10 protein-coding genes are annotated in these 15,417 nt (G+C 41.2%); 5 read left to right on the forward strand and 5 right to left on the reverse strand.

The genetic code is table 11. The features are described from left to right. Positions 1–10: 10 nt before the first annotated feature. The 5 genes from ESA94_RS04055 to ESA94_RS04075 form a co-directional block, all read right to left on the reverse strand. Positions 11–1,000: a glycoside hydrolase family 43 protein gene (locus ESA94_RS04055; protein WP_129129566.1), complete on the reverse strand. Its 990-nt coding sequence runs from the start codon at positions 998–1,000 to the stop codon at positions 11–13. 180 nt (positions 1,001–1,180) lie between these two features. Continuing rightward, positions 1,181–2,416 (reverse strand): DUF4998 domain-containing protein, encoded by a 1,236-nt coding sequence (locus tag ESA94_RS04060; RefSeq protein ID WP_129129567.1) that lies wholly within the window; start codon positions 2,414–2,416, stop codon positions 1,181–1,183. 64 nt (positions 2,417–2,480) lie between these two features. After that, positions 2,481–3,683, reverse strand: a complete 1,203-nt coding sequence (locus ESA94_RS04065) for a DUF4959 domain-containing protein (protein WP_129129568.1) — start codon at positions 3,681–3,683, stop codon at positions 2,481–2,483. A gap of 30 nt (positions 3,684–3,713) precedes the next feature. Further along, positions 3,714–5,687, reverse strand: coding sequence for a RagB/SusD family nutrient uptake outer membrane protein (locus ESA94_RS04070; RefSeq protein ID WP_129129569.1), 1,974 nt, complete (start codon positions 5,685–5,687; stop codon positions 3,714–3,716). 23 nt (positions 5,688–5,710) lie between these two features. Continuing rightward, positions 5,711–8,896 carry a SusC/RagA family TonB-linked outer membrane protein gene (locus ESA94_RS04075; protein WP_240670982.1) on the reverse strand — a complete coding sequence of 1,062 codons (3,186 nt, stop codon included), beginning with the start codon at positions 8,894–8,896 and terminating at the stop codon, positions 5,711–5,713. Between the two features lie 502 nt (positions 8,897–9,398). On the opposite strand from ESA94_RS04075, the gene ESA94_RS04080 reads away from it, so the two are divergent. From ESA94_RS04080 to ESA94_RS04100, 5 genes are all read left to right on the forward strand, one after another. Then, positions 9,399–12,539, forward strand: coding sequence for a ligand-binding sensor domain-containing protein (locus ESA94_RS04080; protein WP_164972642.1), 3,141 nt, complete (start codon positions 9,399–9,401; stop codon positions 12,537–12,539). A 36-nt stretch (positions 12,540–12,575) separates the two neighbouring features. Next, entirely contained in the window at positions 12,576–13,340 is a 765-nt protein-coding gene (locus ESA94_RS04085) for a response regulator transcription factor (protein WP_129129571.1), read from the forward strand. 26 nt (positions 13,341–13,366) lie between these two features. Further along, a complete protein-coding gene (locus ESA94_RS04090) occupies positions 13,367–13,927 on the forward strand; it encodes a helix-turn-helix domain-containing protein (protein ID WP_129129572.1) in 561 nt (186 codons plus the stop codon). A 243-nt stretch (positions 13,928–14,170) separates the two neighbouring features. Beyond that, positions 14,171–14,899, forward strand: coding sequence for a heavy-metal-associated domain-containing protein (locus tag ESA94_RS04095; RefSeq protein ID WP_129129573.1), 729 nt, complete (start codon positions 14,171–14,173; stop codon positions 14,897–14,899). Between the two features lie 57 nt (positions 14,900–14,956). After that, positions 14,957–15,352, forward strand: coding sequence for an HYC_CC_PP family protein (locus tag ESA94_RS04100; RefSeq protein WP_129129574.1), 396 nt, complete (start codon positions 14,957–14,959; stop codon positions 15,350–15,352). Positions 15,353–15,417 lie beyond the last annotated feature (65 nt).

The following is a 15,417-nucleotide window of genomic DNA, read 5'->3' on the forward strand; positions in this document are numbered from 1 at the left end:
ATCGTAAGTTTTACTTTTTCAGCAACCCTTCACTCGTCATTACAATGCGTTTCATGGTTCCGTCTTTGTTGTAATACAAGCGGTCGATACAAACCGAACGGTGAAAACCGCCATGATCGGCCAGCACACCATTGTGATAAATAAAATACCACTTGCCTCTAAACTCAATAATAGCCTGATGGTTGGTATTGCTGTTGCCTGCCACTTCGTTCAGGATACCTTTGTACTCCCATGGGCCATTGATGTTTTTACTCATGGCATAAGCAATCTTCTCCGGAAACTGGTAAGCATACGAAAGATAATACCAGCCGTTGCGTTGATGGATCCACGGCGCTTCTGTAAATTTCTGCAAACCTTCCACCACCTGTATCGGCCCATCAAACTCGATCATGTTTTCTTTCAGTTTGGCATAATAACATTTCGTATTGCCCCAGAATAAATAAGCTTGCCCATCATCATCAATAATAACGGACGGATCAATATCATCCCAGGAAATAGCGGTTGCCTTAGTCATATCATTTGTAACAAGTGCTTTTCCCAATGCATCGGTAAACGGACCTGTTGGTCTATCTGATACAGCAATACCGATTGCTTTGCCGCCAATTGTTTTATGTTCAACAGCTGCATACCAATAAAATTTTCCATTGCGTTCAATAACCTGCGAAGCCCATGCGTCGGCTTTGGCCCATTCAAATGCTTTTACATTCAACGGCGATGGATGTTCTTTCCAGTTTAACATATCGGTTGAAGAATAGCAAAGCCATTCATTCATTACATAGCGTGCCTGTCCTCTTGGTGCTTCATCATGCCCGGTGTACAAATAAACAGTATCGTTATAAACCAATGCTGCAGGATCGGCTGTAAACTTATTACGGATGATGGGATTGAACGGAACAGAATCGCTGTACTGTGGTTTTGTTTTTTGCGCATGTAACTCTTTACTTATTGCACAAACCAAAACTATTGCTGCTGTTAAACAGCCTGCTTTCTTCAACTTCATTTATTTTTTTTAACTGCTTAAACAATGATTTTGCATCGAATAAAGAAGGCCCCTTGTGGAAACAATGGAGCCTTTCTGTCGATTATGACCCTAACAATAGTTGACGGATTCAATTTTTATTTATCCCCTTTTTATTCAAAACGGCAACTGCTAAGGAGTAAGCTATAATCGCACTTAGTTTTAATTCGTACTGAAAAGTTGAATTCGTTTTATCTGGATATAACTACCGGGGTTTCCGCTGCCGACAATATTTGCAAGAAAGCCAATTGAAACAACAGACGGACTGCTGAGCGTAAACGTGAAACTTCTTGTATCGGTAGCACTTGGCGAAGTAGCGCCAATGTTTGCTCCATTATACGCTCCAACATAACCCAACGCAGTAGACAGATTTGCAAGTACAGGAATACCGGCATCTCCCGCTGCTGCTACACAGTAGATCGTTGAATTTGCCTGTAGTTCAGAATACTCATCAAATGAAACAACATATTTTCCTGCAGGCAACGGCGATGACGTTGTTTGGTAAACAATACCATTGGTAACAGGTGTATTATTCCATGTTTCCCAGTTTATAACACCACCTGCATCTGAAGAATAGCCTCCATATAAGCCGCCTTTATTTTTAGCTGCAGCATTGGTGATCCAGGGAGCAGCAAGTGTTCCCCACCTGCCATCAAATGTAGCACGCTGAAATCCGGGACCTGTATTCGATAAGTACTGACTTGTTATTTCATACTTCACGCCCACCGTTTGTTGTTGACAGCTGAACGTATCAATACAAGTTGGTTTCGGCAGATATAAGGTACGCAGTACAACCGATGACCCTGGTTTGAAATTATCAATTGATGTTAATGTTTGCGTAAGCGGTACAAATACCGAATCAACCACATCTCCAACTTTTGTAAATCGTACCCATGTACCCAATGCGCCTGAAGCGGCATCAAGATTATCCCAGGCCAGTTCTGCTTTGCCGCTTGGCATTAACTCTGCACGGTTCACCACTCTGTTGCTGAGTCCACTTTCATACTTTGCCCCATACGCAGTACCTGCTGCATTTACTTTCATTGAACTGTTACCAACAGCATCAAACGTTTGAATAGTGAAATTGTAAATACCTTCGGGTATTGCAACTATTTTACTGAAGCTGTCGATACCGATGCCTTTTGTAATATCATACATAACAGAATCCTTACCATCATTCCATTTGATCTTACATTTTACAATCTTCGGATCTGCAGGAAGTAAGCCTGTAATTTTTATACGGTTCTTACCCGGAAATGTTTTTACTGAATCCATTTTACCGGAGTAGATCGTTTCGCCTGCCTCTGTGTATTTTTTATAACCATCCCATTTGGAACAGGCTGCCAATACAAGCACCAGCATTGCAATGAACGAAAGCTTTTTATATTGTTTTTTCATTTGTAAAATTTTTATCTGAAACTGCACGCTGCAGCAATCATGTTATCAAACAATCAGATTCGTATTAACGGGGATCGCCGTACACTTTCAACTCATTAATACTTTGTGCCGTACCACCTGCAAAATTTTCGAGGCAGCGGATGCGGATGTATCGCACTTTCGGTGCAGCCAGATCAATTTCCCAGTTAAATCCTGCAGCTGCTGTTGCCTGGTCGTTTGCATCATCAGTACCATATGCCAGACCCGAAGGTTTCTTCACTGTATAAGATCCAAGCAACTTCCATGAAGCATCCAATGCACCACTCAGGTTTGGATTGTCTGAACCATAAATTTCAAAACGCTTCATGGTTGTGAGATAGTAATAACGTGTTCCTTCCGGGAATGGGCGAATCCAAATGCGACTGAGTTTTGCCAACGCACCTGTATTGAATGTGATCATGTGCGGACCACTTCCACCGGGTACCTGGTTGGTAAAGCTTGTATAAGGCCAACCCAGCTTACCATCCCATGCATATTGCAGAGCGGCGCCATTGGTTACCTGTGGCGCATCGCCAGGTAATACCAACCCGGAGAATTTAGCAGGATCGAGTTGTGTTTCAAAAATCGGGCGAATAACCTTATACATGGTGTCGGTTTTATTACCCCATCTGTCGGCAACCAAAAAACCAAAACGATAACTACCGGTATCCAATCCACGAATTTTCGACAGCACACTGTCTACATTGGTGTACACCGTTTTATTGTTATCAATTTCATATTCTTTAAACACATTGGGTTTGGTAACAATAATAGAGATGTTTGCTTTCGATGCATTTACAGCTGTAAGATTGTAACCACCAAATGCATCGGTTATTGTAATACTGCGGAACACTTCCCATATTGGTGCTGTAAGCGGCTTAATTTTTACTGTTACGGGTTGCGATTGCACTTCGGAACGGCTAACCGAATACAGTTTTACTTCATGCTCCAACGTATCTGCAAAACCTTCTACTGTAAGTGAGTTGTTGTAGTACGATGCTTTTGTTTCGTACTGCTTACCTGTTGTAATCGTGTAAACGGCTTTTACGTAAAGCAAGTGCGGATCGTTTGGCAGTTTATACGTAATGGTTGCTTTACCACTTCCGTTAGTAACCGTAACATCTGTTATCTGTGCAGGAACCGTAGGATCGTTGCTGATGGGTGTATGTGTTTCCAGTTCTTTGTTGCACGACGCAATGATGAATGCCGAAAGCAACAAAGAAGGAATTATTGTTTGAATGAGTTTCATTGTAATTTTTTTCAGGATTTTTAAATCAGATTACCAACCTGGGTTTTCTACCAGCAATGGATTACGACGTGTATCATAATTGCCGATTGGCCAGAAATAATCACGTGGTGCAACAAAACGCTGACTGAAAATAAATTTCTCTTTGTAGTAAGTAGCATCGGTTTTACCCTGTACACTCCAGCCTGTGATGTCTTTATTCAATTCATCCGGCGCTTCTTTCCATCTGCGCAGATCCCAGAAACGTTGTCCTTCGAACATTAATTCGAGTGTACGTTCACGATGAATGATGGAACGCAAACCAGCCTGTGAACTATACTTTGATGGATTACTTGAATAATTAGTCCACGATTCAACAACACCTTTTAAACCTGCACGCTCACGGATTTTGTCTACATACTGAATAGCGATACCCGATGCAGGATTCACTTCATTCTCTGCTTCTGCATACAACAAGTACAAATCTGCAAGACGAACTTCGGGCCACGGATATGAACGCCATACAGGAGCAGCTGTACCCGCAGTTGTAGATTGCCAGCTAACTAATTTTTTAACAAAGTAGCCTGTTTCGCTCCAGTTGGTAAAATGACCAAAGCCAGCACTTTCAACATTCTTTGCTTTTACATAGTACGTACCGTTATCGCTGCCTGTTGCATTACCATCTTTCATGTACCAGATACCACCATCAAATCCTAAGTTGGCATAGAAACGTGGTTCTCTGTCGAAGTTTAAACGTGCCGTAACAAAACCCGGTTCAATGTAATATTTCTCTGCTGCTGTTGCAGTACGCAGCTGATCGTAATTGGTAAAGTTGAATGTTTTATCTTCTTCAATAGGTACACCATTGGAGCTGTAAAACATTTTTGCAATTTTAATAGGCGGTGCCCATACACCCTGCAACTGAAAACGATTGGTATTGCTGCCTCTCGTCATCGGCGGCATACACAATGCTTCGTTCGGGAAATACATTTGCGAATTGCCCCATACAGTTTCCGACCCCCAACGTTCTGTTACAGCATTGCGGATGTTGAGCTGTGTTTTGGTTGCGGTATTGAGATTATAAATATCATTCTTGTAATAGTAAAGAGCAAAACCATTTGCTTCAGCTGCATCTATTGCTGCCTTTGCTGCATCTCTTGCATCGGCCCACTTATCAGGATCAACAGTAGGGTTAAACAAGGCAATGCCATCTTTGTCTTTAAAGTTTACAAAATCAGGATTACCATTAAACAACGGACTTGCAGCCATTACCAGCAATTTTGCTTTTACGGCTAACGCAATCGGCTGTGTAACTCTTCCCAACTCTGTGTTTTCGTTTTGTATACGTTCGGGTAATAACTTAATCGAACTATCGAGCCATGAAGTGATGGTGCTTACACACTCATCAACAGGTGCACGTTTTACATACGAGCTTGCAGGATCTGCTTCTACCGGAACATTTTTTGTAATAAGCGGAATGGGCCCATACATGCGCAGCATATAATAATGATAGTAGGCTTTCAGGAACAATACTTCACCGATCCAGCGTGAACGTTCTGCCGGATTGATATCGGGTACCTTCGTCATATCGGCCATGTTCTCTAAAAAAATATTACAGTTACGGATGGCGTTCCATATTTTCTGATGATCGTAACGGGTATTACCGGTACCACCTTTGCGCCAGCCTGCCCATTCGTTAAAATACGGATCGGCAACATTCTGTTGACCTTGTGCAATACGGAAAGCAGCATGCCAGTGTGTTTGATCGTCCTGCGGTAACCATATCTCATCTGCAGAAGCCATACCTGCATTGTACCAGCCATCGCCATTCTTGGGTAAATAAGAATAACAGGTAAATAAAAACTTCTCTGCTTCCACACGCAGTTTAAATGCATTGTCGATGGTGGAAATATTATCCGGCACCACATCAAGGTACTTGCGGCAGGAATTAAGTGTTGTTGTAAGTGCAAAGATTGCAGCAAAAAGCAAACCCCTGTTTACAACTTTATAATTAATGCTTGTCTTCATTTCTAAAAGGTTGAATGTTTAAATTAAAAGTTGAGCTGCACACCCATGCTGTAAACAGATTGAATTGGATAGTTTAATCCGTTGCCTCCCATCTCTACATCCCACAGCTTAAAGCCGCTGATGATAAAGAGATTGGTTGCAGAGAAATAAATACGTGTGCCTTTTAATCGAAGTGCTTTAAAATCGGGCAATGTATAACCCATATCTACACTTTTCAATCGCAGGAACGAACCGTTACGCATCCACCATGTAGAGGTTTGATTATTTGAATTCACTCTCCATGTGCTGAGGCGTGGCCAGAATGCATAAGGATTCTGATTATCTTCTGACCAGTGATTATCTGCAATAACCTGTAACAGGTTATTTTGATAACCACCATTCAAATAAAACGGTTGAATATTCCATGGATTGATAAAGAAAGAGCTGCGTGCAGCACCCTGGAAATAGAAACTGAAGTCGAAACGTTTAACACCGAATGATGCACCAAAGCCATAAATAATTTCGGGCTGTTGCGGAAAACCAAGCGGCACCATATCATCGTTGTTAATGAGACCATCGCCATTTACATCTTTGTATTTAATATCACCCGCCAGCAAACCGTTGTCGCCAAATTGTACAGGAGAGTTGGCTACTTCTTTCTGATCGATGAATAAACGTTCAGCAATTAAGCCCCATGTTTGACTGATGGAATGATTTACTCTTGACAGGTAAGAGATGTTTGAAGGATAAACAATTTCATCCGATACTTTTACTTTACTTGTAGCATACGTAAACGTACCTCTGATGTTCATCCATGAATTTTTACCGAGCGAACGTTGATAGTTCATGGCCACATCAATACCTTGTGTTTCTGCTTTACCATAGTTTGAAGATGGAATAGCGGAGAAGCCTGCTGCAGATTCAACAGTTGATTTTGCCTGTAAGATCTGCGAACGCCATTGCTTGTATACATCAACTGTAATGTTGAGATCGCCAAAAAGTTTCATATCCATACCAAGGTTCATCGAACGTGACTGTTCCCATGTAATACCTTCGTTGGCATAACGTGAAATGGAAACACCATTTCGGTAATAAGTGCCGGCACCATCGTTACGGCCAAACGATGCACCAAAGCCACCATCGTTAAGATTTACATTTGATAAGTAGAAGAAACGATCGTTGATATTACCGATCTGATCGTTACCCACCAAACCATAAGTTGCACGGAATTTAAGATCGGTAATTACGTTTTTCAAACGTTCAAAAAAGCGCTCGTTCGAAATACGGTACGCAACACCTGCAGACGGGAAGAAACCAAAGCGGTTGTTCTTTGCAAAGCGCTCGGAACCGTTGTAACCAAAGTTAAACTCTGCGAGGTAACGGTTATCAAAACCATATGTAAAACGACCGGAAAGTGTTTGGTTACGTTGCGGTAAAGAAGCAGTTACACTTCCTGCATTACCTGTTTCGTAGTTCGATGCAACAGCGATTAATGTGCCGCCAACTGCATGTTGTTTAAATGTGCGGTTATAGTTAACAGAAGCTTCCAGCCAGAAACGGGAATCAACCACTTTGTTTCCTTCGCTGTAACCTAAATACTCTGTACCAACTGTACCGATAGATGTTGCACTGCCATCGTTCAACACAACAAGATTATAGTCTTGTGTTGTTGGATCAATAATAGCAGAATAATAAAACGGATTGTAACTTCTGTCTACTGAGTAATAAGAATATCTTCTCAGGTAACCCATTGCACGGAAGCTTAAACCGGGAGTAACAAAATTCAGGTTCTGTTTTAATTCAACCTGTGGTTGCAGGTTTGATGTTTTATAAACCGAATAACCACGCACCATTTGTGCATAAGGATTCACATATAATGTTGAAGTTAACCCGTTTGCATCAACTGTACGTGCCGAACCAAACAACGGATGTGTGATGTAAGGAAGTTTCGATTGCGGATATACAGCCGGGAACATTACCTGGTTGGACCAGAGTGCATTGTTGAACGTTGCAGAACCACCACCGATCGGTCCGTTGTAATCATCAAACTGTCCGTACATACGAATGATCAATTCGGTATTGTTGGAAAGATTGAGGTTAACATTTGAACGGATAGAATAGTTCTTGAGTTTGATATTGCTGTTGAAGTTGTTGATGGGATCAATTTTCAACAAACCATTATCCTGGTTATATGTACCTGCAACATAGTAGCGTGTTCTGTTAGTACCACCACTGATGTTGAGGTTATAGCTTTGGTTAACGGTATATTTTTTAATCAGCTGATCGATCCAGTTATTGTTGGGATAGAGATAAGGATCATCACCGGCTTTTGTATGTTCAATTTTATTTCTTGTGTATGGCTGAATGGCAAGCGGCGAACGTGTAAGCGCTGCTTCGTTTGCCAGCTCCATGTAAGTGATATTATCAGCCAGGTTAAAATTTTTGGTGTTCGATGAAACACGGTTCTCTGCACGGAACGAAAACTTAGCAACACCTTCTTTACCTGTGCGTGTGTTTACAAGTACCACACCGTTTGCACCACGTGCACCATATACCGATGCAGCCGCAGCATCTTTCAACACCGAAAAATCAGAGATGTCATCGGGTTGCAAACGTGCAAGATCAGTTGGAGATGATTCAACACCATCAATTAAAATCAACGGATCCTGTTTACCTGTACCAAAGGTTGATAACCCACGAATATAAAACGCCGAGTTATCGGTACCAAGACCGGGCTCACCACTACGTTGAAAAGAAATAACACCGGGAATACGTCCGGCGATGGCATTGGTAAGATTACCTGTTGGCCCTTTTAATTCCTTTACATTAACAGTAGTAATAGAACTAACCATGCTCTCTTTCTTTTTGGTACCACCAAAACCAATGATCACCACATCGCCAAGATTTGCACTCGACGACTTCATTAATACATCAATCGTTGTGCGGCCGTTTATGGGAACCTCCTGCGTTTCATAACCGATAATGGAAATAACCAGAGTTCCTTTGGATGGTACACGCAACACAAAGTTTCCTTTGTCGTCGGTTTGTGTAGCTTTTTTTGCATCGGTTTTCAGCTGAACCGTTGCACTCTGCAACACTGCAGAATCTGAACGTACGATACCACGTACTGTAATTTCATTTTCCTGTGCTGTTACGGCAACAGAAAAACAAAGCATCAGCACAAATAAAGACCAGGTCCTGCCTGCTTTATTGGTTACAAATTCTTTCATAAGCAATCAAATACTTGTTTAATTAAAAAATAAATGAACCGTGTATGTTTTGGTTAAATAGCTGTTGTTTGGCCTGCAGACATAGTAATCCCATCAGCACCATTGTACCTGCTTCGTAAGTATGATGAAGCATAAGTATTTGATACCGCCAATTACATGAGATATACCTGGAAAGAAATCCTCGGAAAATTTATACCGGTAAAATCTTCAGAAAGGAAACATTGCAGGCAAGCAAAATCGATCAGGTTGACACAGGGGAATGTGTTGAATAAATCATAGCAAGTTCGTTTTAGGAGTTTAAATTAATAAGTGTAAATTTGACAAATATTAACGTACTTGATTCAAACAAAAGTGCCAATATTTCAACAAAAAGTACCATTTTTAATTGCTGCCAATGATCAATTACCCCGTAAAACTTATTCATCTGTAACAAGTATTAACTGATTTGCCTTTGCGATTTATTATTGCCATATGTTTACTACTTGCAGCACAGCTGCCTCATTTGCTATTAGCACAACCTTATTATTTTAAACGCTACCAGGTTGAAAACGGATTATCGCACAACAGTGTAATTTGTGCGTTGCAGGATAAACGAGGCTTTATGTGGTTTGGCACAAAAGATGGTTTAAACCGTTTTGATGGTTATTCGTTTAAAACCTTTCGCAAAAACGCTGCAGACAGCAACAGCATCGGCAACAACTTTGTTAATTCGCTTTTCGAGGATAAGCAAGGTACATTGTATGTGGGCACCGATAGAGGACTATATAGATACAATGAAAAAACAGAAGGCTTCTTGCTTATGCCTTCCACAAAAGAGCACAGCGTTTTTAAACTTACCGGCGATGCAAATGGCAACCTCTGGTTCATCTCAGGTTTTGCATTGTGTAGTTATTCGCCTGCAACTGCAAAGCTCGAGTACTTCGATCATATCAATTTTTTTATTGCAACAGCAATTTGCACAACAGGAGATGGTTCGGTATGGGCAGGCACCATTGATGGCGAAATAAAAAAATATATTCCTGGAAGCAGATCCTTTTCTACAATTCCACTCTTTGCAAAATCTTCGCCAGCAAAATTCAGGTACATTGAAACATTGGTGGTTACAGCAAACGGCGACTTACTTGCGGGAACCAATAATGCAAGTGTAAAGCGCATAAACCCAAATCAGGGAACTTATACAGATCTTCCCTTGCCGTTAAAACGTGAAACCCATTTCTACGTTAAACGGATTCTGCAGGTTGCCAACAATACACTTTGGCTCGGTACCGCATCCGGCATATTTGTTTATAATCTTGAAACAGGTAAAGGTACACAGTTAGAAAAAAATTACAGCAACCCCTACTCGCTTTCCGATAATGCAGTTGAAACAATGTGTACCGATAAAGAGGGCGGCGTTTGGGTGGGTACTTATTTTGGTGGCATCAACTATTATCCAAAACAGGTTACAGCATTTACAAAATTCTTTCCTGCAAAGAACGAAAACTCATTGAGTGGAAATGTGGTGCGGGAAATAAAAAAAGATAAGAACGGAAATCTGTGGATAGGCACTGAAGACGCAGGTCTCAACAGGTATAATCCGGCAACGGGAACATTTACACATTACGAAGCAACAGGCAAGCCCGGCAGCCTTTCCTTTTTTAATTTACATGGGTTGGAAGTAACCGGCAATGAAGTATGGATAGGTACGTTTGAACACGGGCTGGATGTATTGAATATGCAAAGCGGTAAAGTTGTAAAACATTTTCAAAACAGTCCCGGTAGTGTGCTGGCAAGTAATTTTATTTACTGCATCTATGCATTGCATCCCGATTCTGTTTTGATTGGAACAACACTGGGCATTTATTATTACGATCGCAAACAGGATCAGTTAAAACGGGTACAGGGTTTTCCTGAATGGGATTGGTATACCGGCATAGTAAAAGATAATTACGGCAAACTTTGGGCAACAACATTTGGCAGAGGTATTCATTGTTACAACCCCGCTACAGGAAAAAGCGAAACGTTTGAATACAAAGAAACAGATACAACAAGCTTAAGCAGCAACCGTGTTAACAGCGTATTTAAAGACAGTCGCAATCATCTTTGGTTTACAACCGAAGATGGTTTGTGTAGATGGAACGAAACGACACACCGCTTCACCCGTTACGGTACCGCAAATGGCTTCCCCAGCAATTTTATGTTTTCCATACTGGAAGCAAATGCTAATGAGCTTTGGATCAGTACAACCAAAGGTCTTGCACGTTTTAATACTGTTACAGAAAAAGCGGATGTGTTTACTACAGCAAACGGATTGATCAGCGATCAGTTCAATTACAGCTCGGCATATAAAGATGAAGACGGGCGCATGTATTTCGGAAGTATGAAAGGACTTGTCAGTTTTCATCCGAAAGAATTCAGGCAATCAACTTTCTCGCCTCCTGTTTATATTACCGGCTTTGAAATTGCCAACCAGGAAACAGGTATTGCCAAAAAAGGATCGCCGCTGCAGGCTTCAATTACGTTTACCGACAGTATTGTACTTACGCATAACCAATCAACTTTCAGCATCGATTTTGCAGCATTGGAATTTTCTGCAACAGAAACCATCCAGTATGCTTACCAGATGAAAGAGTTATCGAACAATTGGGTGAACCTGAAAAAAAACAGGCGGGTTGATTTTGCAGAGTTACCGGCAGGTACGTATCATTTCCGGTTAAAAGCAATGAACAGTTACGGCATTTCCAGTCCTAACGAAAAATTACTCATCATCCGCATTTTGCCGCCGTGGTGGAAGAGCAATTCTGCTTACAGTATTTACTTTCTTGCTGCTTTGTTGTTTGTTGTTTTTGTCATTCGCTATTACTATCTGCGTATGAAAGAAAAAAACAAACGCCAGCTCGAACAACTGGAAGCGGCGCAGGAAAAAGAATTACTGGAAATGCAACTGGCAAAAAACAAAGAACTGCTCGATGCCAAGATCGATTTCTTTACCAATGTAGCGCATGAAATTAAAACGCCGCTAACGTTAATTAAAGTTCCGCTTACAAAAATCACCAAGAAAACAGAAGCACTGCCGGAACTGGAAAGAAGCATCAAGATCATGAACCGGAACACCAACCGGTTAATTGAATTAACAAATCAATTATTGGATTTCCGGCAAACAGAAATTGACAAGTTTCATCTTGACCTTGCGGTATCGAATATTACACAATTAACAGAAGAAGCCTGTAACGACTTTACGGATCTTGCAGAAGAAAACAATCTTTCTTTTATATGCAACATACCTCAGGAACCACTGTATGCAAAGATCGATGTAGATGCCTTTAATAAAATACTGTACAACCTGATTGGTAATGCTGTAAAGTTTGCAGCAAAGCATGTAACCGTTGCATTGCTTCCAAATTATAAAGCCGCAGACTCATTTACCATACAGGTAAAAAACGATGGCTACCTGATACCCGAAGAGTTGAAAGAAAAAATATTTGAACCATTTTACCGTATTCGTGAAACGGAAACACAAACAGGTTCGGGCATTGGTTTGGCACTTGCTTTGTCGCTTACTCAATTGCACAAAGGCGCACTTGTACTTGACCCGCCATCGGAGAACATGAATTGCTTTTCGCTCACATTACCATTGAATAACGATTCAGCAACATCTGTATAGCAAATCTTTTATACATTCACACATAAACCGAAACCAATGAAGCCGAAGATACTTTTAGTGGAAGACAACAAAGAGCTGCTGGAAGTAATTGCAGATGAGTTGCAGGAACAATACGAAGTACTGAAAGCTACAGATGGTGCACAGGCTTTAAAAATGCTCAGCACCGAATCGGTTGAATTGGTCATCAGTGATGTAATGATGCCGGTGATGGATGGCTTTGAACTGTGTAAAGAAATCAAATCGAATTTCGAATACAGTCATATACCGGTTATTCTGTTAACAGCAAAGAATACATTGCAATCGAAAATTGAAGGATTAAGCATTGGCGCCGATGCCTATATTGAAAAACCTTTCGAAACAGAATACCTGCTGGCCCATGTTGCAAGCCTGCTCAACAACAGAAAAAAAATAAGAGAGTATTTCGTTAACACGCCGTTCGTTAACCTGAAATCGGTAGCACATAATAAACCGGATGAGTTGTTTCTTGAAAAACTCAATCAGCATATTCGTGAAAACATCGACGATCATGCACTGGATGTTGATAAACTTGCAAAGCTGATGAACATGGGACGTACCAGTTTATTCCGGAAAATTAAATCGGTAACCGATCTTACGCCCAACGAGCTCATCAATATTACCCGTTTAAAAAAAGCAGCTGAGTTACTTTCTACCGGCGAATATAAAATTTACGAAGTATCGGATATGGTTGGCTATGGCTCGCAGACAAATTTTGGCCGCAACTTTTTGAAACAATTCGGCATGACGCCAACTGAATTTCAGAAAAACAAACTGGGAAATTAATCCGGCGGTTTACCTTCGCATCAATCATGAAACTCTACATCCGCAATATGGTTTGCAGCCGCTGCAAAATGGTGGTTGCTTCTGAACTTGAAAAAACAGGTATTGTGCCGCTGCATGTAGAACTGGGCGAAGTGGAATTGAAAAAAGAACCCACTGCCAAACAACTGCAGCAGTTCAGCGATAATATTAAGCAGCTTGGATTTGAACTGATCGACGATAAGAAAAGTAAGATCATCGACAAAATAAAAACAGTCATCATTGAACTGGTTCACCACAGTAATGAAGAGTTGACCGAAAACCTCTCCCATCATCTTTCAGCTAAACTTCACCACGACTACAGTTATCTCAGTAATCTTTTTTCCGAAGTGGAAGGAACCACCATTGAAAAATATTACATCGCCCAGAAAATAGAAAAAGTAAAAGAACTGCTGATGTACGATGAACTGTCGCTTTCGCAGATAGCAGTTGACCTGGGTTACAGCAGTGTGGCACATCTTTCCAGCCAGTTTAAAAAACAAACCGGCCTTACGCCTACTTTCTTCAAATCGCTCAAAGAAAACAAGCGACGCAACATCGAGGAACTATGAGAAGTTGCTTGAGTCAGTTGTTCGATATACTAATGGCGATTTTTGGGCTGCAACTGCGTTGAATTTCTCGCCTTAGGCGTTTAGACTATGGCTGCAAAATTCGCCTTGTTTCGCTCCAAAAATCATCCATTATCTATTCAGAACAACCAACTCAAGCAGCTTCAAAATCATGTAAATCGTTTCCATAATTGTATAACAATGCCCGCAGCCGGTGCAGGTAGCTTTGTGTTAAATTAAATTGCTATGACACACAATTACCAACTTACCGGAATGACCTGCAGCAGTTGCGAAGCCAAAGTAAAAAGCAAACTGCTTGCTGTTCCGGATGTTTTATCGGTTGAAGTTTCGAAAGACAACAACTCTGCTACCATCGAAATGCAGAAACATATTTCAATCAATACCTTTCAAACAGCACTGGGCGGCAGCGATAGTAAATACAAGATCGATGCAGTTCATCATAACGAAACAGCAGAGCAGGCAAAAGGCTGGCTGGCCACTTACAAGCCCATTTTACTTGTGTTTGGTTTTATTACAACCATCAGCTTACTCTCTGCTTTTTCGGTAAACGGCTTCAGCAATATGGAGTTCATGCGTGTATTCATGAGCGGCTTCTTCCTGGTGTTTTCTTTCTTTAAACTACTCGATCTTCAGGGCTTTGCCGACAGCTATTCGATGTACGATATTGTTGCCAAACGTTTCCGCAGCTGGGGTTATATCTATGCGTTTGTTGAACTTGGTTTGGGTATCGCTTATGCTGTTAACTTCAACCCACTTGTTACAAACATTGTTACATTGGTTGTAATGAGTGTAAGCATCATTGGCGTATTGCAAAGTGTACTAAACAAACGAAAGATCCGTTGTGCCTGTCTTGGAGCAGTATTTAACCTGCCCATGAGCACCATCACCATTATTGAAGACGGCCTGATGATTAGTATGAGCGTGGTCATGCTTTTACAGCACTTCCTGTTTTAATTTTGTTAAGCTATTTTAAGTTGTGCGGATAAATTGTACTTTCGATTTCTCATTCAGATGAAAAAGCTCATCATCGCCATATTAGCCATTCTTTATATCGGCACTGCCAGCGGTGCCACTGTACAGTTGCATTACTGTATGGGCAAGCTGGTAAACATGAGCATTGGTCATGATGACTCCAACACTTGCGACAACTGCGGTATGGAGAAGGATGGCAAAGGCAAAAATGATTGCTGTAAGGACGAACAAAAGCAGATAAAGCTGGAAAAAGATCAGAAAGTAGCTGAATCGTTCCAGGCAATGCAATTGATTGCAACAGCTATCCCTGTTTCATCCATTGTTTACACATTGCCGCATGTAACTTCGGTTACAGAAGAAAATCCACGCAGCAACGCACCTCCCCTAACGGATGCTACTTCGCTTTACATCCGTAACTGTACTTTCCGTATTTAAGATCAGCTTCTTGTTATAAGCCGGGCATTGCTATGCCGGGCTCTTGGCATTTCCCTATGCCCTGT

The sequence above is a fragment of the Lacibacter luteus genome (assembly GCF_004118265.1).
Classification (GTDB): domain Bacteria; phylum Bacteroidota; class Bacteroidia; order Chitinophagales; family Chitinophagaceae; genus Lacibacter; species Lacibacter luteus.

Excerpts from the sequence above, each read along its gene's own strand:
- ESA94_RS04055 (WP_129129566.1), bottom strand. The coding sequence starts at position 1,000 with ATGAAGTTGAAGAAAGCAGGCTGTTTAACAGCAGCAATAGTTTTGGTT.
- ESA94_RS04060 (WP_129129567.1), bottom strand. The coding sequence starts at position 2,416 with ATGAAAAAACAATATAAAAAGCTTTCGTTCATTGCAATGCTGGTGCTT.
- ESA94_RS04065 (WP_129129568.1), bottom strand. The coding sequence starts at position 3,683 with ATGAAACTCATTCAAACAATAATTCCTTCTTTGTTGCTTTCGGCATTC.
- ESA94_RS04070 (WP_129129569.1), bottom strand. The coding sequence starts at position 5,687 with ATGAAGACAAGCATTAATTATAAAGTTGTAAACAGGGGTTTGCTTTTT.
- ESA94_RS04075 (WP_240670982.1), bottom strand. The coding sequence starts at position 8,896 with ATGAAAGAATTTGTAACCAATAAAGCAGGCAGGACCTGGTCTTTATTT.
- ESA94_RS04085 (WP_129129571.1), top strand. The coding sequence starts at position 12,576 with ATGAAGCCGAAGATACTTTTAGTGGAAGACAACAAAGAGCTGCTGGAA.
- ESA94_RS04090 (WP_129129572.1), top strand. The coding sequence starts at position 13,367 with ATGAAACTCTACATCCGCAATATGGTTTGCAGCCGCTGCAAAATGGTG.
- ESA94_RS04095 (WP_129129573.1), top strand. The coding sequence starts at position 14,171 with ATGACACACAATTACCAACTTACCGGAATGACCTGCAGCAGTTGCGAA.
- ESA94_RS04100 (WP_129129574.1), top strand. The coding sequence starts at position 14,957 with ATGAAAAAGCTCATCATCGCCATATTAGCCATTCTTTATATCGGCACT.